This window comes from Streptomyces sp. NPDC038280, assembly GCF_055600045.1.
On record NZ_JBVJYZ010000027.1, the window covers coordinates 37,551 to 62,972 of the forward strand.

Consider the following 25,422-nt stretch of genomic DNA (forward strand, 5'->3'; position numbering starts at 1 on the left):
GCGGGACATCCGGACATACATGTATGTGGGGACACTGTCCTTTGATCTGCTCCTCGGCGACGTACGGTCGCTGAAGGAAAAACGCTCCGTCGTCCGGCCGATCGTCGCCGAGCTCCAGCGCAAGTACGCGGTGAGCGTGGCAGAGGTCGGCGGCCAGGATCTCCACCGCAGGGCCGAGATCGGCCTCGCTGTGGTCTCCGGGGACACGGGGCACCTCACAGACGTACTGGACCGGTGCGAGCGCCTCGTCGCCGCCCGGCCCGAAGTGGAGCTGTTGTCGGTGCGACGCCGGCTCCACACTGATGAAGACTGAATGTGCAAGGCAAAAAGGAGAAGGACCAGTGGCCGACAACGCGCGGGCGAAGAAGCTGGCAGACCTCATCCGGGAGGTGGTCGCCGAGAAGCTGCAGCGCGGCATCAAGGACCCGCGCCTGGGTACCCACGTGACGATCACGGACACCCGCGTCACCGGTGACCTGCGGGAGGCCACGGTCTTCTACACGGTCTACGGCGACGACGAGGACCGGGCGAGCGCGGCAGCCGGTCTGGAGAGCGCCAAGGGCATCCTGCGCTCGGCGGTGGGCTCGGCGGCGGGGACCAAGTTCACCCCCACCCTGACGTTCGTCGCGGACGCGCTCCCCGAGAACGCCAAGACGATCGAGGACCTCCTCGACAAGGCGCGGGCCTCGGACGCGAAGGTGCGCGAGGCCTCCTCGGGCGCCCGGTACGCCGGCGAGGCCGACCCGTACCGCAAGCCCGGTGCCGAGGACGAGGCTGGCGACGCCGCCGAATGAGCACGCAGAACAAGCACCACAGGCCGGGCCGCCCGGACCAGCCGGTGACGCCCGACGGCCTTGTCATCGTCGACAAGCCGTCGGGCTTCACTTCGCACGACGTCGTGGCCAAGATGCGCGGTATCGCCCGGACCCGCCGTGTCGGCCATGCCGGCACGCTCGACCCCATGGCGACCGGTGTCCTCGTCCTCGGCGTGGAGCGGGCGACCAAGCTGCTGGGACATCTCGCGCTCACCGAGAAGGAGTACCTCGGCACGATCCGCCTCGGCCAGAACACGATCACGGACGACGCCGAGGGCGAGATCACCTCGTCCACCGACGCCTCCAAGGTGACCCGCGAGGGCATAGACGCGGGCGTGGCCGAGCTGACCGGCGCGATCATGCAGGTGCCGTCCAAGGTCTCCGCCATCAAGATCGACGGCAAGCGGTCGTACGCGCGGGTGCGCGGTGGCGAGGAGTTCGAGATCCCGGCCCGTCCGGTGACGGTGTCGCAGTTCACGGTGTACGACGTCCGTGAGGCCGTCGCCGAGGACGGCACCGCCGTCGTCGATCTCGTCGTCTCGGTCGTCTGCTCCTCGGGTACGTACATCCGGGCGCTCGCCCGGGACCTCGGTGCCGGTCTCGGCGTCGGCGGACACCTGACGGCGCTGCGCCGCACCCGGGTCGGCCCGTACAAGCTCGACGCGGCCCGCACCCTCGACCAGCTCCAGGAGGAGCTGACGGTAATGCCGGTCGCCGAGGCGGCGGCAGCGGCGTTCCCGCGCTGGGACGTGGACGAGAAGCGCGCCAAGCTGCTGCTCAACGGTGTACGGCTGGACATGCCGGCGTACGGCGAGGGCCCCGTGGCGGTCTTCTCGCCCGACGGCACCTTCGTCGCGCTCGTCGAGGAGCACAAGGGCAAGGCCAAGAGCCTCGCCGTCTTCGGCTGAGGCCGGGCCCCTGGCCGCTCAGGCCGGGGCGTCACCGCGGCCGGGCCTGCGGCCACCGTGGAGCGGGCGGGGTTGTTCTGCCCGCTCCACGATCCCCCTCGCGGAGGGTCTATCCACTCCGCTCCCGGGATTCACCCCAATGGCCAGGCGCTCGGAGTGAAGGACGGGGGCAGACGGGGGCGCTTTGGGCACGCGTCCTTCTCCCGCTGATCATCACCGACCTACCGTCGCAGCATGGGACGCGGGGACCGGGCGACGCTGGTACGGATCTGTGATCTGGCGGGACGGCCGCGCGGGACCGGCTTCGTCGCGGACGATCTCGGTACGGTCGTGACCGGGCACGAGGTCGTCGACGGGCTCGTACGGGTCGTCGTACACGCGCCGGGGGACCGCACCTGGCTCGCGGAGGCCGACGCCGTCACCGCCCTGCCGGAGGCCGGACTCGCGCTCGTGCGGACCGAGGGGCTCGGAGTGGCGCCGCTGCCGGTCGCCACGCGGACGGCCGTCGGCGCCGGCGGCTACGTACGCCTGTGGGCGGACGGTTGGCGCGAGGCACGGGTCCTCGGCGCGTCGCCCGTCACCTACACCGCGACCGACCGGTTCCACCTGCTCGGCGAAGCCATCGAGCTGGCGATCGGCTGGGACGGAAGCGAGGCGCTCCGGCTCGGCGGGGAAGCGGCCGGCGGGCCCGTCATGGACGCCACCTCCGGCGCCGTACTGGCCGTCCTCGGCACCGCGCTGCACGGTGCCCGCACGGCGGCCGGCTACGCCCTGCCCCTGGCGGCCGTCGCCGTCCGGGACCCGCGGGGGCCGCTCGCCGCGCTCCTGCGGCGCAACACCGCGACCGTCCCCGCCTACGGGCAGGACCTCAACCTCGCCGGCGCGCTGGAGCTCACCGCCACGTCCGGTGGGCCGCCCGGGGGGACGGGCGGCGGGCCCCGGGCCTGGCCCGAGCCGGTCGAACGGCCCGAGGTCACCCGGGAGTTCACCTTCTTCGCCGCCTCCGACGCGCTGGTCTTCGCGCTGACCGGCGAGCCGGGGACCGGCCGCAGCACCGAACTCTCCGCCCTGCGGACCCGGCGCGGCGGCGGCGCCGAACCCGCCCCCACGATCTGGCTGCGCGGCGCCGACCTGCGCGCCGACGACGCGTCGGTCGCCGACGCGGCCGCCCGGGCGCTGCACCGCGCCGGACGGATCGCCTCGGCGTCCGGAGCGCGGGGCGACATGGCCGACGCCACGCCCGAACGTGTCGCCCGCCTCGCCAGGGAGGTCGGCCGGCCCCTGCTCCTCATCCTCGACGGGCCCGAGGAGATGCCGCCGGCCCTCGCCCACCGGCTGCCCACCTGGACCGCCGGCACGGAGCGCTGGCTGCGGCTGCACGGCGCGCGGATGGCCGTCGGCTGCCGGCCCGAGCACTGGGAGCAGGCCGGGCGGCTCTACGACCCCGGCTCGCTGCACCGGCCCGCGCGGCCCGCCGAGCGGCTCCCCGCGGCGCTGTGGATCGGCGATCTGCCCGAGCGGGAGGCAGCCCGCGCCAGGGAGGCCTACGGGCTGCCCGACGGCGCCCTGGCACGGAAAGACGCCGCGCATCCGCTGGCCCTGCGGCTGCTCGCCGAGGTCCGCGCGGCGCTGACCGGTGACGCGCCCGTCCCCGGCAGCCCGGGACGGGAGGAGATCTTCACCGCCCACCTGGACCTGATGTGCCTGCGCGTCGCCGTGAGGATCGCGGCGGAGGCACGGCCCGTCCTCCGGGGCGACGCCGTCCGTCGCCTCGCCGCGCGGGTCGCCGGTCAGGTCCACGAGGCTGCCCGGCGCTGTCTGGGCCCCGGACAGGGGGAGCTGGACCGGGAGTCGTTCGAGGAGGTGTTCCCCTGGCGCACCGGCTGGGCGTCGGCCGTCCTCACCGAGGGCCTGCTCGTCCCGGCGGGCGGGGGGTACCGCTTCGCCCACGAGGAACTCGCCGACTGGGTGCAGGGGGCCCACCTCGACCTGGACGCGGCCCTGCGCTCCCTGGTCCACCGCTGGCACGAGGACCCTCCCGAGCCCCCGGTCACGCCCTCACCGACCCCTCGCTCGCTCCCGATCCCCCGCCACCGCATCGGCCCGGTCCTCCAGTCCCTCCTGCGCCTCCATCACGACCAGGGCCCGGAGGCCCTGTCCCGCCGTCTCGAGGGCCTGCTCGACGCGCTGGACCGCCTCTCACCCCCGGCCCCGGCCGTACCCGCCGCCCCGGCCGCCAGGGTCCCGGCCCAGAGTCCGGCGCCGCGCCGGGAATCCCGCGGGGGTCGGGAAGGGGCGGCCGGGGGCGGCCACCGGCTCGCGGAGACGCCGGCCGCGCGCGCCCGGGGCGCGGGCATCACGGACGGCGATGACGTGTGCCCGCCCCCCACACCCGCCACCACCGACCCCTGGGACCCCCGGTCCCGTGTCGAGGACGCCGTCTGGTGGGCGGCGCGGCTGTTGCGGGACGTGCTGCTCGCGCTGCCCGACGGGCGGGTGGTCATCGGGGTGTTGCGGGGACTCGCCGACCGGGTCGGGCGGCTGCGGGTGGAGGGCGGGGTGCTCGGGGAGTTCGGGCCCTGGTTCTGGGAGCGGGTGCGGGTCGGGGAGGACGACCGGCTCGATCTGCTGCGGCGGCTGGTCACCGCCGACGGGCCGCCCGGCGGCAAGGGCGGCCCCCGCTACCTCGACACCGTCGCCGAGCGGCTCGCCGCCGAGCCGAGGGGCGTACAGCCGCTGCTGTGCCGGTGGTTCGGGGACGACTCCCCGCTGCCGGCCACACCGGACGCGACCGTGGCCGCGGCCGCGCAGGCGCTGCTGTACGCCCGGCGGGACCTTGCCGTCGACGATCTCTGCGAAGCGCTCGTCGCCACCGCCCACCCCCGCGCCGACGAACTGCTCACCGCGCTCGCCGAGGACGAGCCCTCCGCGCTCTGCCGGGCGGTGGACCGCTGGGCGCACGACGACGGCCGCCCCGAGCGCCGCGTGGCCGCCGCCGCGTACGGCACGCTCGTCGCCCCGCACGCCACCACCGACGCCGACCGCGACCTGCTCCGCTACGCAGCCCTCGCCCTCCTCGCCCGCCCGGGGGACCTCGCCCTGCACGGGCCCGCCCTCGGGCTGCTGATCCGCGACCCGCGGACGCGCTCGCGGTACCTTCCCCGGGCCCTCGCCGCCTTCAGGGTGGGGGAGCCCAGGCTGCCCGTCCGGGCGCTCGCCGCCGCGCTCACCACCCACCCCGAGCCCGTGTTCGGCGCCTTCCAGGCCCGGCTGCGCGTGCCGGGCGACGACGCCGGCGAGGTGCTGGACGCGCTGGCCGCCCTCACCACCCCCGCGCTCGCCCGCCGCGCGGCCGTCCTCGTCCGCGAGTACGTCGACCGGCACCCCGGGGGAGCCGCGCACGCCGCCGCCTTCGTCGACCAGCGCCTGGAACACGGGCCCGCCGCCCGGGCGATCCTCTTCCCCCTGGTCACCGGCCTGCTGCGGGACCAGCCCGCGCAGGTCCGCCGCGCGCTGGCCCCCGTCCTCGCCGCGCCCGGCTCCGGCGCCTCCCGCGCCCTGCGGGCCGAGCTCCTCGACGTCCTCCTCGAGTACGAGCAGCACGCGCGGCCCGAGCCGTGCGGGCCCCGCGACCCGGCCGTCCTGGACGCGCTGCTGCGGGCCGCCGCCCTCGGCTGCGCGCTGCGCCCGGAGGCCCGGACCCGTGAACTCGTCCACCGCACCGGCCTCCTCTTCGTCCGCACCCCGGAGGGCGCGACCCGCTTCGACCGGCGCCTGGTGGAACTCGCCCGCGAGGTGCCCGGATTCGCCTCCCTCCTCGCCGGATGGCTGGCCGCGCGAGAGCAGGACTGGGCCACGGTCGTCGGTCCGAGCACCCGCCGGACCGTCATGACGCTCGGCAGTCCCATGCCGATGCGTACCGAGAGCCTCGGGCATGGCAGTCTTAGACCTGCGTAACCGGCAATGACGTACACAGGTTCGGGCGAGGAGCGGTCACAGTGCAGCGCTGGCGTGGCTTGGAGGACATCCCCCAGGACTGGGGGCGCAGCGTCGTCACCATCGGCTCCTACGACGGTGTGCACCGCGGGCACCAGTTGATCATCGGGCGGACCGTGCAGCGGGCCCGCGACCTCGGCGTGCCCTCGGTGGTCGTCACCTTCGACCCCCACCCCAGCGAGGTCGTCCGCCCCGGCAGCCACCCCCCGCTGCTCGCTCCGCACCACCGCCGCGCGGAGCTGATGGCCGGCCTCGGGGTCGACGCGGTGCTGGTGCTGCCGTTCACCGCCGAGTTCTCGCAGCTGTCGCCGGCCGACTTCATCGTGAAGGTACTCGTCGACAAGCTGCACGCCCGCGCGGTCATCGAGGGCCCGAACTTCCGCTTCGGCCACCGTGCCGCCGGCGACGTCGCCTTCCTCGCGGAGCTCGGCTCCACCTACGACTACGAGGTCGAGGTCATCGACCTCTCGGTGAGCGGCGAGGCCGGCGGCGGCGAGCCGTTCTCCTCCACCCTCACCCGCCGGCTCGTCGCCGAGGGCGACGTCCAGGGCGCGGCCGAGATCCTCGGCCGCCCGCACCGCGTCGAGGGCGTGGTCGTGCGCGGCGCCCAGCGCGGCCGCGAGCTCGGCTACCCGACCGCCAACGTCGAGACGCTGCCGCACACCGCGATCCCGGCGGACGGCGTGTACGCGGGATGGCTGACGGCCGACGGTGAGCGGATGCCCGCCGCGATCTCGGTGGGCACCAACCCGCAGTTCGACGGCAAGGAGCGGACGGTCGAGGCCTACGCCATCGACCGCGTGGGCCTCGATCTGTACGGGATGCACGTGGCCGTGGACTTCCTGGCGTACGTACGCGGCCAGGAGAAGTTCGACTCGATCGAGGACCTGCTGGAGGCGATCGCGGCGGACGTGAAGCGCTCGCGGGAGCTGACCGAGGCGTACGACCTGGCCTGAGCCGGCCCCGCCCGGCCCGGACGCCGTCCACCGGAGGCCGCCGGGCGCCGGCCCGGCGCCGGGACAGGGCTGCCCCGGAGGCCGCCGTGCGCCGGCCCGGGGCTACCAGGTGACGACGAGCTCCTTCGGCCCCCGGATGAGCCCCTTCGACTGGAAGACCGTCTCCTCGGCCGGACCCGCGAGCCGCAGGTCCGGGAACCGGCGCAGCAGGGTGGAGAGCATCACCTCGGACTCCATCCGGGTGAGCATCGCGCCCATGCAGTGGTGCGGTCCGTGCCCGAACGCCAGATGGGCCACGCCCGTCCGGTCGATGTCGAGGGTGTGCGGGTCGTCGAACATCTCCGGGTCACGGTTGGCCGCGAGGTACGACGCGTACACCGCCTCGCCCGCCCGGATCACCACCCCGCCGATCTCGACGTCCTCCGTCGCGACGCGCGGCAGCCCGACGCCGTTGCGGTGCGGGATGTACCGCAGCAGCTCGTCCACCGCCTGGGGCAGCACCTCCGGCTCGGTGCGCAGCCGGTGCATCAGCTCCGGCCGGGTGAGCAGCAGGTAGACCATGTTGGCGCTGTTGTTGCGGACCGCGTGCGCGCCGCTGATCAGGATCGCCATGGCGAGGGAGACGGCCTCGTCGATGGAGATCCGCTCCTCCCGCATCGACTCGGCGAGCACCCCGCCGAGGTCGTCCTGCGGCTCGCGCAGACGCTTGTCGAGCAGCGCCGAGATATAGGTGTGGATCTGCTCCTTCGCCGCCCTGCTGCTCTCCGGGCCCGGCCCCGAGGACAGGATGAAGTCCGGCCAGGAGGCCAGCTCGGCGCGATCCTCCTCGGGGATCCCCAGAAGGTCGCAGACCACGGACAGGGGCAGCGGTCCGTGCAGGTGCCGCATGAGGTCGGCCGGCCGTCCCTGCCGCTCCATCGCGTCCAGCAGCTCGTCCGTCCTGCGCTGCGCGAGCGGCCGCAGCCGCTTGGCGTTCTGCCCGGTGAACGCCTTGGTCACCGCCTTGCGCAACTGCGTGTGATACGGCGGATCGGCGTAGTTCAGGGCCGCCTTGGAGGCGACCATGTGGCCCGTCATACCCGTGACCGTCTTCTCCAGCAGCGCCGTACGGCTGAACCGGGGGTCCGACGTGACCGCGCGCACGTCCTCGTAGCGGGTCACCAGCCACGCGTCGTGCTGGGCTCCGAACGGCAGCCGGATCCGCGCGATCGGCTCCTCGGCCATCAGCTCGGTGAGGAGGGGATCGAAGTCCAGGGCCGGCAGGTCCTCGACGGCCCAGGTGTGCACGGGTCGTGGCGCCGTCGTCGGTTCGGACGTCATGGATTCACCTCTCGGTGGTCGGGTCATGGCGCCCCGGCGGTCGCTCTCCGTGTCCGAGCCGCCCTGTGCGGACTGTCCGCGCCCTATCCCTGCCCGATCCGCCGTCACCCTGACGCGCCGACGCGCGACAGCCCCCGAACGGCCGATCGCCCACCGCGGCCGCCGCCGGGTTCGTGGTGCCTGTCCCGGAGGCGTCAACGCATGGCCCAGCGGCCGTTCCGGCGCCCGCCGGGCGCACGGGGCGCCCGGTCCCACGTGGCGCTTCCCGGTTGCGGGGGGCGTCAGCCCGGATGACGGTGGCCGGAGTTGACAGCGAACGCGAACGAAGGAGAGAGCGTCGTGGCGACTCTGTGCAAGCCAGCCGTTTCGGTTCCCGAGCACGTGATCACGATGGAGGAGACGCTCGCTCTCGCTCGGTCGCTCCATGCCGATCACCCTCAGCTCCCGCTGGCGCTCAGACTCATCGAGAACACGGGCGTGACGCGACGTCACATCGTCCAGCCGATCGAGGAGACCCTGCGCCACCCCGGCTTCCAGGAACGGAACGACTTGTACGAGACCGAGGCGAAGGCTCGTGTGCCCGACGTGGTCAAGCAGGCCCTGCACCACGCCGAGCTGCGCCCCGCCGACATCGACATGATCGTCTACGTCTCGTGCACCGGGTTCATGATGCCCTCGCTGACGGCCTGGCTGATCAACACGATGGGCTTCCCCAGCCACACCCGGCAGCTCCCCATCGCGCAGCTCGGCTGCGCCGCGGGAGGGGCCGCGATCAACCGCGCCCACGACTTCTGCACGGCCTACCCGGACGCCAATGTGCTGATCGTGGCGTGCGAGTTCTGCTCTCTCTGCTACCAGCCCACCGATCTGGGAGTCGGCTCGCTGCTGTCCAACGGCCTCTTCGGCGACGCCGTGGCCGCGGCCGTCGTCCGCGGCCACGGCGGCACCGGCATCGCCCTGGAGCGCAACGACTCCTATCTCGTTCCTGACACCGAGGACTGGATCGCCTACAGCGTCCGCGCCACCGGTTTCCACTTCCTGCTCGACAAGCGGGTACCGAAGACGATGGAACCGCTGGCCCCCGCCCTCAAGGAAATCGCCGGTGAGCACGGCTGGGACGCGGCGGGGCTCGACTTCTACATCATCCACGCCGGCGGGCCGCGCATCCTGGACGATCTCAGCCACTTCCTCGAAGTCCCGCCCGAGGCCTTCCGGTTCAGCCGGGCCACGCTCACGGAGTACGGCAACATCGCCAGTGCCGTGGTCCTGGACGCGGTGCGAAGGCTCTTCGACGAGGGGAAGACCCCCGACGGCGCGCGCGGCATCATCGCCGGCTTCGGCCCCGGCATCACCGCCGAGATGGGTCTGGGGTCCTGGGCCACCTCCGACGCGCCCCGGGAGCCCGGTCTGAAACTCCGCCGGGTGGTCGGCTACGCCGAGCGCGATCCCCAACTGCTGCCGAGGTCCTGAGAAAGCGGCGCACCTCCACCGACCCTGGCACCGGAGCGGTGCCGTGTCATCCCGAGAGCCCCTTCACGCCCTGCCCGGCCGCGGCCCAGTGGCAGGCGACCTGCCCCACGGCCCCGCCCGACAGCACCGGCAGCTCCTCGCCCCGGCACCGGTCGGCCACGTCCGCCGCCCGGCCGGACGCCAGTACCTGGCAGCGCGCGTGGAAGCGGCAGCCGCCCGGGACGCGGGAGGGGTCCGGCGGCTCACCCGTCAGAACCACCGGCGGGCCCGACGACTCCGGAAGCACCGACAGCAGCGCCTGTGTGTACGGGTGCTGGGGCGAGGTCAGCACCGACTCCACGGGCCCGGTCTCCACGATCCGTCCCAGGTACATCACCGCGACCCGGTCCGCGATGTTCCAGGCGAGCCCCAGGTCATGGGTCACCACCAGGGCGGACAGGCCCAGTTCGTCCCGCAGCCGCAGCAGGAGGGCCAGGATCTCGCCCCGTACCGACGCGTCCAGCGATGCCACCGGTTCATCGGCGACGATCAGTTCGGGGTTCAGGACCAGGGCGCCGGCGATGACGACCCGCTGGCGCTGGCCGCCCGACAGCTCGTGCGGATAGCGCAGGAAGAACCGCTCGGGGGGCCGCAGCCCGGCCCGGGAGAGCGCTTCGGCGACGGCCTCCCGTTCGTCGCCGTCGTACCCGTGGATCCTCAACCCCTCGGCCACCGCGTCGTACACGGTGTGGCGCGGGTTGAGGGAACCGCTCGGGTCCTGCAACACCAGCTGCACTCTCCTGCGGTACGCCTTGAGGGACCGTGAGGTGTACGAGAGCGCTGTCCCGCCGAACGTCACCCGGCCCGCCGTCGGCCGCACCAGGCCCAGCAGCGTCCGGGCCAGGGTCGTCTTGCCGCAGCCGGACTCGCCGACGAGGGCGACGATCTCCCCGGCGCCGATGTCGAGGTCGACACCGTCCACCGCGCGGGCGGTCGCCGCGCCGCGCCGGCCGGGAAAGGCCACGCGCAGTCCGGCGGCGGACAGCAGCGGGGTGCTCGTCATACGTCGTTCCTCACCGTCGTGCCGGCCGGATCACCCATGCCGGCCGGATCACTCGAACGCGTCGGATCACCTGTGCCGGCCGGATCACCCGAACGCGCCGTACCGCTCATGTCGGCCGTAGTCGTCGAAGCCTCCGCGGCCCTCGGGAGCCGCTCGGCCGGCAGGGTCTTCGAGAGGGTCGTGCCGACATGGACACAGGCCGCCCGGTGCCCGGCCCCCGCCTCCCGCAGGACCTGGTCCGCCTCCTCGCATCCCTCCAGCGCGACCGCGCAGCGCGGGTGGAACGTACAGCCCGACGGCAGGGCGGACGGATCCGGGGGATCGCCAGGCAGGCCGCGCGGGGCGCGGCGGGACAGCGGGTCCCCGATCCGGGGGAAGGCGGCGGACAGGGCCCGCCCGTACGGATGCTCCGCCGCGTCGTACACCGCACGCGCCGGGCCCTCCTCGACGACCCGGCCCGCGTACATCACCGCCAGCCGGTCGCAGGTGTCGGCGAGCACCGCCAGGTCGTGGCTGATCATCAGCAGCGAGATGGACTGGTCGGCGACGAGCTGCTCGATGAGCCGCAGGATCTGCGCCTGGATCATGACGTCGAGCGCGGTGGTCGGCTCGTCCGCGACGATCAGCCGCGGATCGCAGGCGAGCGCCATCGCGATCATCACCCGCTGGCGCTGCCCGCCGGACAGCTCGTGCGGATAGGCCTCCGCGCGGGCGGCCGGAAGCCCCACCTGTTCGAGGAGGGCGCCGACCCGCTTGCGTGCCGCGCCCGGTGTGGCCTGTCCGTGGACGAGGACGGGCTCGGCGATCTGGTCGCCGATCCGGTGGACCGCGTTGAGCGAGTGCATCGCGCCCTGGAAGACGATCGACGCGCCGGCCCAGCGGACGGCCCGCAGTCTGCCCCACTTCATGGTGAGGACGTCCTCGCCGTCGAGCAGGATCCGGCCGCCGATCCGGGCCGACGCGGGCAGCAGCCGCAGCAGCGCGAGCGCCAGCGTGGACTTCCCGCATCCGGACTCGCCCGCGACGCCCAGTTTCCGGCCGGCCTCCAGGGTCAGATCGACGCCGCGTACGGCCGGGACGGCGGACTCCCCGGTCCCGTAGGTGACATGGAGGTCCTGGATCTCCAGAAGGCTCACCGGCCGACCCCCAGCTTCGGATTGAGCACGGACTCGACGGCCCGGCCGCACAGCGTGAACGCGAGAGCGACCAGCGCGATGGCGATGCCGGGCGGTGCCAGGTACCACCAGTGGCCCGCGGAGACCGCGCCCGCCTCACGGGCGTCCTGGAGCATGCCGCCCCAGGAGACCACGGTCGGGTCGCCGAGCCCGAGGAACGCGAGGGTCGCCTCGGTCAGGATGGCGGTGGAGATGCCCAGCGTGGTCTGCGCCAGCACCAGCGGCATCACATTGGGCAGCACATGCCGGCTCATGATGTGGCCGTGGCCGCCGCCGAGGGCCCGGGCGCGCTCGATGTAGGGCCGGGACTCGACCGCGATCGTCTGGGCGCGTACGAGCCGGGCGGTGGTGGGCCAGCTGGTGATGCCGATCGCCAGGATCACCGTCCACATCGACCGGGACATGACCGTCGCCAGTACGATCGCCAGGACCAGGGCGGGCATCACCAGGAACCAGTCGGTGATCCGCATCAGGACGGTCGAGAACCAGCCTCCGTAGTGCCCGGCGATGATCCCCACCAGGGTGCCGATGGCGACGGAGAGCGAGGCCGCGAGCAGCCCGACGGCGAGCGAGATCCTGGCGCCCCAGATCAGCAGCCCGAGCAGGGACCGGCCGAACTGGTCGGTGCCGAGCGGGAACCGCCCGCTGGGCGGTTCCAGTGCGGTTCCGGGCGCGCCGGTGACGCTCTGGACGTCGGCGCCGACGACGAGCGGCGCGGCGAGCGCGAGCAGGGCGATGAGGGAGAGCCCGGCCAGGCCGTAGAGCCCGGCGCGGTGGGCGCGGTACTGGCGCCAGAAGCGGGCCGCCGCGTTCTTCCGGCGCACCCGGGTCATCGAGGTCGTCATCGGCCCACCCGGGGGTCGAGCAGCGGATAGAGCAGGTCGGCGAGGAGGTTCATCAGGATCATCGCGCCGGCGAAGACCACGAAGAGTCCCTGTACCAGAGGCAGATCGGGCACGCTCAGCGCCTGGTAGAAGAGCCCGCCGAGGCCCGGCCAGGAGAAGACCGTCTCGACGAGGATGGATCCGGCCGCCACATGGCCCAGATTGATGAAGACCATGGTGACGGTCGGCAGCAGCGCGTTGGGCACGGCGTGCCTGCGGCGCACGGCGCCGTCCCTGAGCCCCTTGGCGCGGGCCGTCGTCAGATAGTCGCCGCCCATCTCGTCCAGCAGCGAGGAACGCATGACCAGCAGGGTCTGGGCATAGCCGACGGCGACCAGAGTGATCACCGGCAGCACCATGTGATGGGCCACATCGAGGACGTACGCGAAACCGGCCGTGTCCCCGGACTCCATGCCACCGGTGGGGAACAGGCCGGGCACGGGGCCCATGCCCACCGAGAAGACGATGATCAGCAGCAGGCCGAGCCAGAAGGAGGGCACTGACCACAGGGTGAGCGCCACACCCGTGTTGAGCCGGTCGCCCGGGCTGCCGTGGCGCCAGGCGGAGCGGGTGCCGAGCCAGAGTCCGAGCGCCGAGTAGATCACCACGGCGACCCCCGTCAGCAGCAGCGTCGCCGGGAGCTTCTGGACGATCAGCTCGCCCACCGGCGCGCGGAACTGGTACGACATGCCCAGATCGCCGGTGAGCGCCTTGGCGCAGTAGTCCGTGAACTGCTGCCACATCGGCAGGTCGAGGCCGAACTGCTTGCGCAGCGTGGCCAGTTGCTCGGCCGACGTCGGGACGCCATGGGTCATGGCCTTCACCGGGTCGCCGGGGATGATCCGGAAGAGGAAGAAGCTGGTGACGAGCACGGCGAGCAGCGAGACCGCCGCGCCGCCCAGTTTGCCCGCCACATAGCGGAGGTACGCGGTGGTGTCGCGGGTGCGCTTGCCGGTGGTGCCGCCCTCCGCGGCGCGGGCCCCCGGGGCCCGCGCCACGTCGGCAGAGGTGCTCGCGGTGGTCATGGACTACTCGCGGTCGTCGGCGGTGGAACGCCGGCGCATCACGAGGAAGAGCCCGATCCCGACGACGGCCAGCACGGCCGCGCCGATCCCGACGACCGCTCCGGCCGAGGTACCGCTGTCCGTGTCGTGGCCGCCGCTCTCCGCCGGTACTGCGGACCACCAGCTCCAGTAGCCGTCCTGGCCCCAGAGATTGCCGGCGGCCTCCGGCATGGTCGTGATCGACTTGATGTGGTCGGTGCGATACGCCTCGACCGCGTTCGGGTACACCATGACATTCATGTACCCCGTGTCGTACAGCCGGGACTGCATCCGCTTGACCAGGTCCGCCCGCTTGGCGGCGTCGTACTCCACCGCCTGCTGCGCGTACAGCCCGTCGAACTGCTTGTCGCAGATGAAGTTGTCCGTGGCGCCGGTGTCCTTCGGCGTGGCCGGGAGCGCGCCGCAGGTGTGGATCGACAGGACGTAGTCCGGGTCCGGGTTGACCGACCAGCCGTCGAACGCCAGATCGTAGTCACCCTTGGCCCACGGATCGGAGACGTTGTCGAGACAGTCGACCTTCAGTCCGACACCCAGCTTGCCCCACCACTCCTGGAGGTACTTGCCGACGGCCTTGTCGTTCGGGTCCGTGGCGTGGCACAGGATCCGGAAGTCCAGCGGCCTGCCGTCCTTGCCGGCCCGCTTCCCGGCGCCGTTCTTCCGGTATCCGGCCTGGTCGAGGAGCTGCTCCGCCTTGGCCGGGTCATAGCTCAGCCGCTGCGAGGACCCCGGCTTCCAGAAGTACGGGCCGAAGCGGGGCGGAATGTACCCCTCGCCCTCGACGGCGTGGCCCTGGAACACCTTGTCGACGACCGTCCCGCGGTCGACCGCGAGGAAGAGCGCCTTGCGGACGGCCGGGTCGAGCAGGGCCGGATGGCCGCTGCCGAAGGTCTTGCCGTCCTTGGCGCGGGCGCCGGGGTTGGTGGCGAGCGCGAAGAAACGCCGGCCGGGCGCGTCGTTGACCTTGATGTTCTTCTGCGACTTCAGTGCCGCGGCCTGGGCGGGCGTCAGGTTCGGTACGAACGACACCTCGCCCTTCTGCAGTGCCGCGACGGCGGCGTCGTTGTCCTTGTAGTACTTGAGCACCAGCTCGTCGAACCTCGGCGCGCCGCGCCAGAAGCCCTTGTTGGGCTTGAGCTTGAGGTACTGGTCGACCTTGTAGTCGGTGATGACGAAGGGCCCGTTGCCGACGATCGGGAACCGCTGGTCGTTGGTGAACTTCGAGAAGTCGCCGACCTTCTCCCAGACGTGCTTGGGCACGATCGGCACGTCGAGTGCCGTCATGGTGGCCTGAGGCTTCTTCAGCTCGATGACCAGCGTCCGGGGATCGGGAGCGGTGACCTTCTTGAAGTTCGCCGTGAAGCTGCCGTCCGCGGTGGCCGCGTTCGGGTCCGTCATCATCTTGGTGAAGGTCCACGCCGCGTCCTCGGCCGTGGCCTGCTTGCCGTCGGACCACTTCGAGTTGTCGCGGATCGTGTACGTCCAGGTCAGCTTGTCCGGCGACGACTTCCACGCGGTGGCCAGACCGGGGATCGTGTGCCCGTCCTTGACGTCGTAGTTCGTCAGGTACTCGTAGGCCAGCCGGTGGACGGTGGTGGAGGTCAGTCGCTGGGCCAGGAAGGGGCTGAGCGAGTCGATGCTCTGCGCGATGGCGATGGTGAGGACGTTGTTCCCGCCCTTGTCCCCGTCGGCGGCGGGCCGGGCCTCCGCCTGCGCGGGGACGGCCACCACGGCGGAGGCGGTGACGCCGGCGGCGAGGAGCAGTCGGATCAGGGGGCGTTGCCGGACAGTGCGGGGCGGAACCTTTGTGACCATAGGACGGACCTCGCGTCATGGATCTTGGGGGCGCCAACTGGTGAAGCGAAGGTCTATCAGCGCTGGACGAGTGGAGTCAACGACCCCTCAAACCCCTTGTGGGCTGCGGGAATACAAAGAGGGCCCGCACCGTGGTGACGGTGCGGGCCCTCATTGGTCCAGTCCTCTGACGCCTTACTGCTGAGGGGCTGGCGGCGCCTGCGGCGGGCCCTGGGGCGGCTGCTGCTGGGGCCATCCGGCCGGAGGAACCGGACCCTGCAACTCAGCCGGGCCGGGCTGCGGAGCGGGTGCTCCCGGGGCGCCTGGCTGCGCGGGCGGCTGCTGCCAGCCCTGCGGGGGCATGCCGGGCTGCTGGGGCGCGTACGGCTGCTGCGGGGGCTGGCCTGGCTGGCCGCCGGGCTGTCCGGGCTGGGCTCCGTAGGGCTGCTGGGGCGGATACGGCTGACCGGGCTGGCCGGGCATGCCGGGCTGCTGCGGGGCGTACGGCTGCTGACCGGGGACCGGTCCCCCGCCCGGTGCCTGCTGACCGCCCGGGGCCTGCTGGGCGCCACCGGGCATCGGGGGCGCCATGTGCGGGGGCAGACCACCCTGGCCGTCACCCGTCCACAGCCCCTGGGCCTGCTGCGCCCGCGAGAAGTCCTCGGCCACCATCGCCGAGAGGTTGAAGTACGCCTCGCGGGTCTTCGGCCGCATCATGTCGAGGTCCACCTCGGCGCCGGCCGAGAGGTGCTCGTCGAAGGGCACCACGACCACACCGCGGCAGCGGGTCTGGAAGTGCTGCACGATGTCGTCGACCTTGATCATCTTTCCGGTCTCGCGGACCCCCGAGATGACGGTGATCGAACGTTGCACGAGCTCGGCGTATCCGTGCGCGGAGAGCCAGTCCAGTGTCGTCGACGCGCTGGACGCGCCGTCGACCGACGGCGTCGAGATGATGATCAGCTGGTCGGCGAGGTCCAGCACCCCGCGCATCGCGCTGTACAGCAGACCCGTGCCCGAGTCGGTCAGGATGATCGGGTACTGCTTGCCCAGGACGTCGATCGCCCGCCGGTAGTCCTCGTCGTTGAACGTCGTCGAGACGGCCGGGTCCACGTCGTTGGCGATGATCTCCAGACCGGAGGGCGCCTGCGAGGTGAAGCGGCGGATGTCCATGTACGAGTTGAGGTACGGGATCGCCTGGACCAGGTCGCGGATCGTGGCCCCGGTCTCCCGACGCACCCGGCGGCCGAGCGTACCGGCGTCCGGGTTGGCGTCGATCGCCAGGATCTTGTCCTGCCGCTCGGTGGCCAGGGTCGCGCCCAGCGCGGTGGTCGTCGTGGTCTTGCCGACACCGCCCTTGAGGCTGATCACCGCTATCCGGTAGCAGGACAGCACCGGGGTCCGGATCAGGTCGAGCTTGCGCTGCCGCTCGGCCTCCTCCTTCTTGCCGCCGAGCTTGAAGCGGGTGGCGGCGCCGGGGTTCCGGCTGGACTTGGGCTTCTGCTTGTTGTTGCGCAGCAGCCGGTCCGAGGACAGCTCCACGGCGGCGGTGTACCCGAGCGGGGCTCCCGGAACGGAACGCTCACGCTGGTCGTGCGTGACCGGAGTGGGCCAGGCCGCCCCGGCGCGCGGGTCGACGGGCGCGGGCGGGTACGCCTGCGGCTGGTCGGGGTGCGCGTTCGCCGGCGGGTACGCCTGCGGCTGCCCGCCCTGCGGGAACCCGTACCCGCCCTGCGCGGCACCGGCGTCCGGCGCGGCTGTCTGCGGCGGCATCGGGGCGGCCTGCTGCACGGGGGCGGGCAGGTTGGGCGTGGGCGCGGGCCCCGGCTGCGGCTGGCCCGGGTTGGGGTAGCCGTAGCCCTGGGGCGCGTCGGGGCCCGCGGTGGGCGCGGGCAGGTTGGGCGTGGGGCTGGGCTGGCCCGGGGCGGGATAACCGTAGCCCTGGGGCGGCGCGTCGGGCCCCGCGGTGGGCGCGGGCAGGTTGGGCGTGGGGCTCGGCTGGCCCGGGGCGGGATAACCGTAGCCCTGGGGCGGCGCGTCGGGCCCCGCGGTCGGCGCGGGGAGGTTCGGCGTCGGGACGGCCTGCGGCGGGGTACCCGGCGCGTTCTGACCCACCGGCGGCTGGCCGGGGTTCGGGTAGCCGTAGCCCTGGGGCGGGGCTGTCTGCGGCGGCATCGGGGCGGCCTGCTGCACGGGGGCGGGCAGGTGGGGCGTCGGCGGCGGCCCCTGCTGGGGCCGGCCCGGTGCGGGATAACCGTAGCCCTGGGGGGCGTCGGTGCCAGGGGCGGGCGTGGGCGCCGGGCCCGGCTGGCGCCCGCCCGGGTCGGGGTAGCCGTAGCTGCCCTGCGGCGCAGGCAGGTTCGGGGCGGGCAGCGGGAAGCCGTACCCACCCTGCTGCCCGGGCGCGGGCGCGGTGGCCGGCGGCGGGGCGGACTGGTCGGCCGTCGGCGCGGGCCACTGAGGCGCGTTGGTGGGCGCGGCCGGCTGGAAGGCAGGGGGCAGCGGCGGCAGGCCACTGCCCTGGGGTACCGGCGGGGGAGACCACGGCTGAGGGGCGACGGGAGGGGCGTCCTGGGGCGTGTCGGCCACCGGAGCGTCCATGGGCACGGCGTCACTCGGAGCCGTATCCGTGCCGTCCGCGACCTCCACGGCGTCCCGGACGTCCACGACGGAGTCCTCGGGAACCTCGTCCGCAGGCACCTCCGGCGCGTCGGCCGACTCCTCGGCCGCACCGCCGTCCGTGGTCCCGGCGTCGGAGTCCTCGTCAGCCGCCTCCGGAGCGTCGGCCACGGGGGTTTCCGGCGCGCTGTCGGCCGGCTCCGTGGCCTCGTCGGACGGGGCCGGGGAGCTCTCGCCCGGCTCGTCGTCCTCGGCGGGGCCCTCGGCGGTCCCGCCCACCGGACCGGCCGCCGACGTGTCCGGCTCCGACTGCTGGGCGGCCTCCGCCGCCTTCGCCTCCGCGGCCTCGCGCTCGGCGATCTCCGCCATCTCGCGCTTCAGGGCGGCGGGGGAGAAGCGCATGGTCGCGCCGCTCTCCACGTCACCGGCGCCGAACGGCTCCGCCGACTGCGCGGCGACCGTTGGCGGAGCGGACACGCCGGCGTCGGGCGCGGGCGGAGGCACGGTCGCGGGCAGGGCCACCGGCGCCGGAGGAGCCGGCGGCACCTGCGCGCCCGGCGTCCAGGTGGGCTCGAAGCCACTGCCCGCCGGAAGCCCCGGCAGAGCCACGGGCGCCCCGGACGGCGGCGGATTCACGTCACCGGCCCCCGGCGCAGCGCCGTTCGGGATCGCGCCGTTCGGTCCCGTGCCTTGCGGCACCGCACCATGCGACGCGGCCCCCGCAGCGTCCCCCGACGCGTTCTGCGTGTACCAGGCCGGCGGGGTGTAGTCGATGGTGAACTCACCCGTCATCTCGGCGGGATCCGCGTCGGACTGATCATCGACGGGCGTGTTCCAGCCCTCGCGGATCTCGTCCCGATCGCCGTTCACTTTGCCTCCTGGTGTGGTCGAGCACCCTTGTGCCGTCGTGGGCGGGGCGACCGTTCCGTCGTCCGAGCCGCCCGGCTCTCCCCTTGTGACGCCGCGATCCCGCTCACAGGTTCTCGCCGCGCTCTTCCCACCCTAATCGTCAACGGCGGCCGTACGTCAGGGCGGCCGGTCCCCTCGCCTGTCCCGTTCGTCACGTATCCCTCCACATGAGACGCCCAAGTGAAGCCTCTGTGCGGAAACATGAGAGAGATGCCCGGTCGAATCGGGCCATCTCGTGCGGAATCAGTCCGTCCGTCGGAGGTGTTCCTCGCAGGAGGGCCTCTCAGTCCATCCGGCGCGCGCTGCCCAACAATCCGGTCTCGGCATCCGTCGGCCGCGTCATCACGAACCGGCGGTCGCCCTGAGTGCACCAGAGCGTCACGCCGTCGGCGAGCGTCGACAGCGCTTCGGTCTCGCCGCGCGGCAGGTTCATGATGCGGCCGATCCGCGCGGCCTCGTCCGGGGACACCCGCTGCACGCCGACCAGGCCCGACTTCCGCATCAGCCTGGGTGCCACCGGGCTCAGGTAGGGGAGCAGGGTGACCACAGACTGCCAGGGGCCCGACACCACACGCCCGCGCGGCGGCCGCATCCCGCAGTCCCGCACCACGAGCGCCGGACTCCCGACCGAGGCGCCCAGCGGCGGCACCCGACCGACGTCGTGCAGCGTGACGCACGGCCGGTCGGCGCCCACCGCGTGAACGAGTGGCGTCCAGGCCTGCGCGCGGCCGGTCTCCACGGCGATCCGGGCGCACGTGGCGGCGGCCCGCAGCGCCAGCACCTGCGCGGTCCACACGCCGCCGATCAGTGTGATCTCGTACGGAGCGGGGCGGTTGACGCCGAGGACGGCGGGCTGCCCCGCCGCGTCGACGCCGATCACCACACCGTCGTCGCCGACGGGCAGCGCCAGTGCCTCCAGGTCCTCCACGGGAAGCGTGTGGGGCTCACGGCGTGGTCCGATCAGACCGCGACCGCCCGCCGACAGCGTGCGCGCGCGCACCGGGAGGAAGGGCATCAGCGGGCACCCCCGAGCGGAAGCGTCGCGAGCAGCGCGGGCAGTTGCTCGCGGTCGAGCCGCACCAGCCCCGTCCCCGCCTCCCGGGCGGTCCGCTCCAGTTCATGACGCGCGGCGACCAACTCCTCGGCGCCACGCGCGACGACCCGTACGTACCCGGTCACGGTCGCCTCCCGGCGGTCACCGCCGCCGAGGGTCAGGCTGAAGGTGGTGGCCAGTGCGGACGTCGCGGTCAGGCGCGCCACGAGCTGCGGCAACGAGACGCCCCCGGCGCCCAGCCGGGGCCAGCGCCCGATCCAGTACGTGGTGTGCGGCCGGCCGTCGCAGCGCCAGGTGCGCACGGTCTCCTCGGTGCGCCGCCCGGCGGGGCCCTCCCGCCCCTCCCGTACGACGGCGAGCGGGTCGGCGCACAGGGACGTGGCGATCGCCGCGGTCAGCTCCTGCTCGGTCAGCACGGTCGCGCCGAAACCGGCGCCGGCGAGCCGGCTCGCCAACTGGTCGGCCGCGCGCACAAGACACTTCCGCGCGCCCCGCACGCCACCACCGCGCGCCGCCACCGCTTCCGGGCACAGCTCCGGATCGAGCTTCAGCGCGACCCAGGTGACGCGCACGGCCGGCGCGCCGGTCCCCGCGGGCAACGGCAGGTAGTTCCGCGCGATCAGCGACTGAGCGGGCAGGTCCGGCGCGGGCGCGGGCCGGGTGTGCTGGACGATTTGCGCCGACTCCAGACGGATGCCGTCGACGTCCAGCCCGTCCCGGACGAGAGCGACGGGCAGGGGCCGCGCCTCCCGGTCGTGGCGCAGCGCCGTGCCGTCCGATTCGATCCGCAGCACGGCGGTCAGGAACGTGCCGTCCCCGATCATCCCGACCGGGCGGCGCTCACCGTCGGCGTACGCGTAGGTGCGCAGCGCCGGATCGCATTCGAGCAGGGGCGCGAGGCCGGGTTCCGTACCCGGAGCGAGGACCGCCGAGGCGGCGGCGCGTGTCCGCGCGCGCAGGGCGAACGCGGTGGCGAGCCACTCGGGCAGCGAACGCCCGCGCCGCCGGGCCACGGCCAGGAGGACGAGGAGCCCCGCGACCAGCCCCGCCGGAACCAGCAGCAGCGGCTCGGTCACCCGGGCGACGAGGAGCAGCGCCGCGGCGATCTCGACGAGCACGAGTTGTTGCAATCGGAACGGCCCGACGCGTCCCGGGCGGCTCCGCGCGCGCGGAGCCGCACTCGGCCCGGAGGGCGGCCGGCGCCCCGCCGTGCCCGGCGCCGCCGCGGCGGGCCGTGTCTGCGTCGCGGAAGCCATGCCGGAGAGTCCCCCATTCGTCCCGATCGCCCCTGGCCGGCCGGGGCGTTGGGGAGCTGGATCACCCTACCCGCCCCACGGGCACCCCCGGACAGCAGGCATAGTAGGGGGCCGGTCGGACAGCCGGGCTCCGGGCGCCATGCTCCCCGGTCCCTCGTGCGGAGGCTGCGCCGGTGGAAGACGGGGGACCCATGGCGTCACGGCGGGACGAGCTCAACGCGTACACCTTTGCGAAGAAACGCACGGTGGCCGCCTTCCTCCGGCCCTCGCCCTCCGGCACCGACGAGGGCGCGCCCCGTCCCCTGCGCGCGGTCGTCCCCGGGCTGATCGCCGCCGCGGTCCTCGTGGCCGGGTTCGGCGCGTGGGGGATGCTCAAGCCGGTGGCTCCGAAGGGCTGGGACACCCCCGGCACCAAGGTCGTGGTGGGCAGGCAGTCCACCACCCGCTATGTCGTCCTCACCACCGGTGAGGGCAAGGACCGCCGGACGCTCCTGCACCCGGTGCTCAATCTGGCCTCGGCCCGACTGCTGCTCGACCCCCAGCGGTTCGAGGTGGTCCAGGTCGACGACTCCGTACTGGACGCCGGCCGCCCGCCGCGCGGACCGGTCCTCGGCATCCCGTACGCCCCCGACCGGCTGCCCACCGCCGCGGACGCCGCGAAGTCCAAGCGCTGGGCGGTGTGCGAACAGCCCGGCGGAGGCAGGGGATCCAGCGTGCAGAAGGCCACCTTCGTCCTCGCCGACCGCGACGCCTCACGCACCGACGGCAACGGGGAGCGGCTGACCGGCGGCCAGGTGCTCTATGTGAAGGGGCAGACCGGCGCCCGCTTCCTCGTGGACGCCGGTGGCACCAAGTACGCGGTCCCCGGCAAGCAGGCGGACACGCCGGGCCTCACCACCGCGCTGGTCGGCCTCGGCCGGGAGCCGCAGCAGGTCACCGACGACTGGCTGAACACCCTGCACACCGGCAGCCCCGTCGACTTCCCCCTCCTGCCCGGTACGGCCGGCGCGGACGCCGGGGTCGGCGGCGGTCTCAGCCCCACCGAGGACCGTGTGGGCATGGTGCTCAAGGCCCAGACGGGATCCGGCCCCCAGCACTACGTCGTCCTGCCGGGGAAGGTGCGGCCGGTCTCCGACTTCACCGCCTGGCTGCTCATCAACTCCCCGCAGACCGAGACGCTCGACATGGACGGCCGGGCGACCACCGTCGACGCGGCCTCCTTCGCCCCCGACCCCGAGGCCTTCGGCGCCGACCGTCGCTGGCCCGCCGAGCGGGTCCAGCAGGCCAACGCCACCGGCGGCGCCGGCGCCCGGGACACGGTGTGCAGCGTGCTGCGCGGTGTCGACTCCCGGGGCCGGACCACCCTCTCCACCTGGGCGGGCGCGGGCTACCCGGTGGACATCACCGCCGGCGGCACCGGCACCTATGTCACTCCGGGCAGTGGTCTGCTGTACACACAGGTCCGGGGCGAGCAGACGAAGCCCGACGGTTCACTGTTCCTGGTGACGGACACGGGTCTGCGGTACGCCGTTCAGGCGAACGGAGACAGTGACACGGCCCGCTCCGACACCGGCTCCGCCGACCGGGAAGGCGAGCAGCGGGACGGCCCCCCGGAGCCGAGCCAGGCGCAGATCCGTCTGGGGTACGAGAACGTCGTCCCCGCCCTGGTGCCGCTCGCCTGGTCGGACTTCCTGTCCAAGGGGCCACGGCTCGACACCAACAGCGCGCGCCGACCGCAGGGTTCGTAGGGGGAAGCTTCCATGCCGTACCGCACCGCGGCTCTGATCGTCTCCTCGGCCGCCCTGCTCGGGCCGACGGCGGCGCCCGCCCACGCCCAGGGGCCTCGCCCCGACGGCAGCGGCGCGTGCGCCTTCCCGATGAGGAAGCAGATGGAGGGCACCCCCTGGCCGCTCCAGCGCGTCCTGCTCGACGAGCTGTGGCAGGAGACCAGGGGGAAGGGAGTACGGGTCGCCGTCATCGACACCGGTGTCGACACCGCCAATCCGCAGCTGAGGAACGCCGTCGACGCCACGGCCGGCGCCGACTTCGTCCCGGCCGGCGGGGACCCGGCGGCCGGCGACCCCGCCGGCGCGGCCGGGAACAGGGCCGCCGGCACGGTCGACGAAGTGGGCCACGGCACCAAGGTCGCCGGGATCATCGCCGCCCGCCCCCGCGCGGGTACCGGGTTCGTGGGGCTCGCCCCGGAGGCGACGATCATTCCGATCCGGCAGAACGACGGGAAGAACAACGGCACCTCGGACCTGATGGCCCTGGCCATCGACCACGCCGTGGCCAAGGGCGCCCGGGTCATCAACATCTCTCAGGACACCACCCAGGCGCTCACCGCCCAGTCGGACCTCGGCCGGGCCGTCGCACGCGCACTCGCCGCGGACATCGTCGTCGTGGCCTCCGCGGGAAACGACGGCATGGACGGCAGATCGAAGAACACCTACCCCGCCGCCTTCCCGGGCGTCCTCGCCGTCGCCGCGTCCGACCGCAACAACGAACGCGCCGCGTTCTCCCAGTCCGGCGCCTTCGTCGGTGTCGCCGCACCCGGCGTGGACGTCGTCTCCACGGTTCCCGGCAACGGCCAGTGCGCCGACAACGGCACCAGCTTCTCCGCCCCGTACGTCTCCGGGGTCGCCGCGCTCCTGCGCGCCAAGTACCCCCGGTGGAAGGCCCCTCAGGTCGTCGCCCAGATCGAGCAGACCGCCGAGCGCTCGGTCAACGGCCGTGACGACCACGTCGGCTGGGGCGTCGTCGACCCCCTGCGCGCCCTCGACGGCGACGCCGGCCCCCCGGACGCCGCCACCCCCGACCCGGCGCCGCCCGCGCCGCCCGCGCCCGAACCTGCCCCGCTGGCGATGACGGGGAGCGCCCAGGAACGCGACGAACGGCTCGCGACCTACGCGCTCGCGAGCGCCGCCGTCCTCCTCGCCGTCGTCGCCGGCACCGTGACCGTGCTCAGGGACAGCCGCCGCAAAAGAGCCCGCTGAGCCCATGTCCCCCACGGGCCTGCGCAGTTGGAAGTGTCGGTACCCACGGTCCGCTGGACCGCGGACCGCACACCCCGCACCGCGCACGAGGAGCCCCACATGACGAACCCGGCAGGCGGATTCGGACTCGCCGACGACCCGGTGGTCAAAGCGAAGAACAAGATCATGGAAACCGGCGAGGCGGTGTCCCGGCAGGCCCGCGAGATGGCCGACATCCTCGCGACGGTCGGCGCCGGCTGGACCGGCGGAGGCGCCGAGGGCTTCAAACGGGCCCAGACCTCCCTCAATGAGGACCACGACACGATCCGCCGGCTGCTGGGCGTCCTGCTCCACGCCGTGGGCGAGACGAAGAACCTCAGCAACGCCAACGACGACGAGGTGCGTGGCGCCTTCGCGGCCGCCAACACCTCGGCCCTCAACGGCATCTGAGCGCGAGGAGACGAACATGACCGGCATCGACCAGCACACGAAGGTCCGGTACGAGAGCGTCCAGGAGATGGCCAACCGTCTGCGGGCCGTCTCGCAGAACATCATCAAGGACCTGGAAGAGATGGACACGGCCCTCAAGGTCGTCACCGGAACGTGGGACGGCGAGGCGCACCAGGAGTACGTGACCCTCCAGGGCAAGTACAGGAAACGGGCGGAGGACATGAAGAACCGCCTGGAACAGGTCGCCCGGCTCATCGAGCGGGGCAAGGACAACTACCGCTCGACGGATCTGAAGGCGTCCCGCCTCTTCACCGAGGCGTACTGACCCCGGCGGGCAAGGCTCTCACCGAGGCGTACTGACCCCGGCGGGCAAGGCTCTTCCCCCGAGGCGTACTGCCCCCGCAGCAACCGGACCAGCGAAAGGGGGCCGCTCCCCGAGGAGCGGCCCCCTTCCGTGCGGGCGGATCATCGCCCTCGGCTCACCTCACCGCAGGTCGAACTCGCCGTCCTTCGCACCCAGAACGAAGGCGCGCCACTCGGCCTCGGTGTAGCGCAGCACGGTGTCGGGGTCGAGGGAGGACCTCATCGCCACGGCCCCGCCGGGCAGGTGCGCGATCTCCACGCGCTCCTCGTCGGGGCTGGTGCCCGGGGCGCCCTGCCACTCCACCCCGCTGATGTCGAGCGCGTACAGCTCGTCCTTCTCCTGCTGAGTGCCCATCAGGCGCTTCCCCTTCGTGG

The 25,422-nt window shown here is 73.3% G+C and carries 20 protein-coding genes; 10 read left to right on the forward strand and 10 right to left on the reverse strand.

The annotated features are described in order from the left end of the window. Positions 1-19 precede the first annotated feature (19 nt). The 5 genes from ACZ7J0_RS32930 to ACZ7J0_RS32950 all read left to right on the forward strand — a co-directional run bounded on the left by ACZ7J0_RS32930 (position 20) and on the right by ACZ7J0_RS32950 (position 6,675). Complete coding sequence (locus ACZ7J0_RS32930; RefSeq protein ID WP_468706352.1) at positions 20-313, forward strand: DUF503 domain-containing protein; 294 nt, start codon at positions 20-22, stop codon at positions 311-313. Between the two features lie 28 nt (positions 314-341). Beyond that, positions 342-794 carry a 30S ribosome-binding factor RbfA gene (gene rbfA, locus ACZ7J0_RS32935; protein WP_470893609.1) on the forward strand — a complete coding sequence of 151 codons (453 nt, stop codon included), beginning with the start codon at positions 342-344 and terminating at the stop codon, positions 792-794. Continuing rightward, positions 791-1,723 carry a tRNA pseudouridine(55) synthase TruB gene (gene truB, locus ACZ7J0_RS32940; protein WP_470893610.1) on the forward strand — a complete coding sequence of 311 codons (933 nt, stop codon included), beginning with the start codon at positions 791-793 and terminating at the stop codon, positions 1,721-1,723. The genes rbfA and truB overlap by 4 nt, the downstream gene beginning before the upstream one ends. A gap of 234 nt (positions 1,724-1,957) precedes the next feature. After that, positions 1,958-5,680, forward strand: coding sequence for a serine protease (locus ACZ7J0_RS32945; RefSeq protein WP_470893612.1), 3,723 nt, complete (start codon positions 1,958-1,960; stop codon positions 5,678-5,680). 41 nt (positions 5,681-5,721) lie between these two features. Next, positions 5,722-6,675, forward strand: coding sequence for a bifunctional riboflavin kinase/FAD synthetase (locus tag ACZ7J0_RS32950; protein ID WP_470893614.1), 954 nt, complete (start codon positions 5,722-5,724; stop codon positions 6,673-6,675). A gap of 102 nt (positions 6,676-6,777) precedes the next feature. On the opposite strand, the gene ACZ7J0_RS32955 is transcribed toward ACZ7J0_RS32950, so the two are convergent. Beyond that, positions 6,778-7,995: a cytochrome P450 gene (locus ACZ7J0_RS32955; protein WP_470893616.1), complete on the reverse strand. Its 1,218-nt coding sequence runs from the start codon at positions 7,993-7,995 to the stop codon at positions 6,778-6,780. A gap of 306 nt (positions 7,996-8,301) precedes the next feature. Here ACZ7J0_RS32955 and ACZ7J0_RS32960 point away from each other — a divergent pair, with 306 nt between their 5' ends. After that, the gene (locus tag ACZ7J0_RS32960; RefSeq protein ID WP_470893618.1) at positions 8,302-9,465 is read left to right on the forward strand and encodes a type III polyketide synthase; all 1,164 of its coding nucleotides are present in this window, start codon (positions 8,302-8,304) and stop codon (positions 9,463-9,465) included. 46 nt (positions 9,466-9,511) lie between these two features. On the opposite strand, the gene ACZ7J0_RS32965 is transcribed toward ACZ7J0_RS32960, so the two are convergent. The 8 genes from ACZ7J0_RS32965 to eccE form a co-directional block, all read right to left on the reverse strand. After that, positions 9,512-10,507 (reverse strand): oligopeptide/dipeptide ABC transporter ATP-binding protein, encoded by a 996-nt coding sequence (locus ACZ7J0_RS32965; protein WP_470893620.1) that lies wholly within the window; start codon positions 10,505-10,507, stop codon positions 9,512-9,514. Next, a complete protein-coding gene (locus tag ACZ7J0_RS32970; protein WP_470893622.1) occupies positions 10,504-11,643 on the reverse strand; it encodes an ABC transporter ATP-binding protein in 1,140 nt (379 codons plus the stop codon). Before ACZ7J0_RS32970 ends, ACZ7J0_RS32965 begins: the two co-directional genes overlap by 4 nt. Then, positions 11,640-12,527, reverse strand: coding sequence for an ABC transporter permease (locus tag ACZ7J0_RS32975; RefSeq protein WP_470893624.1), 888 nt, complete (start codon positions 12,525-12,527; stop codon positions 11,640-11,642). The genes ACZ7J0_RS32970 and ACZ7J0_RS32975 overlap by 4 nt, the downstream gene beginning before the upstream one ends. Then, positions 12,524-13,591 carry an ABC transporter permease gene (locus ACZ7J0_RS32980; RefSeq protein ID WP_470893625.1) on the reverse strand — a complete coding sequence of 356 codons (1,068 nt, stop codon included), beginning with the start codon at positions 13,589-13,591 and terminating at the stop codon, positions 12,524-12,526. The genes ACZ7J0_RS32975 and ACZ7J0_RS32980 overlap by 4 nt, the downstream gene beginning before the upstream one ends. Before the next feature lie 3 nt (positions 13,592-13,594). Further along, a complete protein-coding gene (locus tag ACZ7J0_RS32985) occupies positions 13,595-15,442 on the reverse strand; it encodes an ABC transporter substrate-binding protein (protein WP_470893627.1) in 1,848 nt (615 codons plus the stop codon). A gap of 174 nt (positions 15,443-15,616) precedes the next feature. After that, positions 15,617-18,910, reverse strand: coding sequence for an SCO5717 family growth-regulating ATPase (locus ACZ7J0_RS32990; RefSeq protein WP_470893628.1), 3,294 nt, complete (start codon positions 18,908-18,910; stop codon positions 15,617-15,619). 322 nt (positions 18,911-19,232) lie between these two features. After that, positions 19,233-19,964: a hypothetical protein gene (locus ACZ7J0_RS32995; RefSeq protein ID WP_470893629.1), complete on the reverse strand. Its 732-nt coding sequence runs from the start codon at positions 19,962-19,964 to the stop codon at positions 19,233-19,235. After that, positions 19,964-21,259, reverse strand: a complete 1,296-nt coding sequence (gene eccE / locus ACZ7J0_RS33000) for a type VII secretion protein EccE (RefSeq protein ID WP_470893631.1) — start codon at positions 21,257-21,259, stop codon at positions 19,964-19,966. The genes ACZ7J0_RS32995 and eccE overlap by 1 nt, the downstream gene beginning before the upstream one ends. Positions 21,260-21,450: 191 nt before the next feature. Between eccE and eccB the strand changes: the two genes are divergently transcribed. The 4 genes from eccB (at position 21,451) to ACZ7J0_RS33020 (ending at position 25,009) form a co-directional block, all read left to right on the forward strand. Then, the gene (gene eccB / locus ACZ7J0_RS33005; RefSeq protein ID WP_470893634.1) at positions 21,451-23,007 is read left to right on the forward strand and encodes a type VII secretion protein EccB; all 1,557 of its coding nucleotides are present in this window, start codon (positions 21,451-21,453) and stop codon (positions 23,005-23,007) included. Between the two features lie 12 nt (positions 23,008-23,019). Then, positions 23,020-24,255 (forward strand): type VII secretion-associated serine protease mycosin, encoded by a 1,236-nt coding sequence (mycP, locus tag ACZ7J0_RS33010; RefSeq protein ID WP_470893636.1) that lies wholly within the window; start codon positions 23,020-23,022, stop codon positions 24,253-24,255. Between the two features lie 99 nt (positions 24,256-24,354). After that, complete coding sequence (locus ACZ7J0_RS33015; protein ID WP_470893638.1) at positions 24,355-24,684, forward strand: hypothetical protein; 330 nt, start codon at positions 24,355-24,357, stop codon at positions 24,682-24,684. Positions 24,685-24,700: 16 nt separating this feature from the next. Beyond that, a complete protein-coding gene (locus tag ACZ7J0_RS33020) occupies positions 24,701-25,009 on the forward strand; it encodes a WXG100 family type VII secretion target (protein ID WP_470893640.1) in 309 nt (102 codons plus the stop codon). A gap of 159 nt (positions 25,010-25,168) precedes the next feature. Here ACZ7J0_RS33020 and ACZ7J0_RS33025 read toward each other — a convergent pair whose 3' ends face one another. Continuing rightward, on the reverse strand, positions 25,169-25,402 hold the full coding sequence (locus tag ACZ7J0_RS33025; RefSeq protein ID WP_470893642.1) for a DUF397 domain-containing protein: 234 nt from the start codon (positions 25,400-25,402) through the stop codon (positions 25,169-25,171). Positions 25,403-25,422 lie beyond the last annotated feature (20 nt).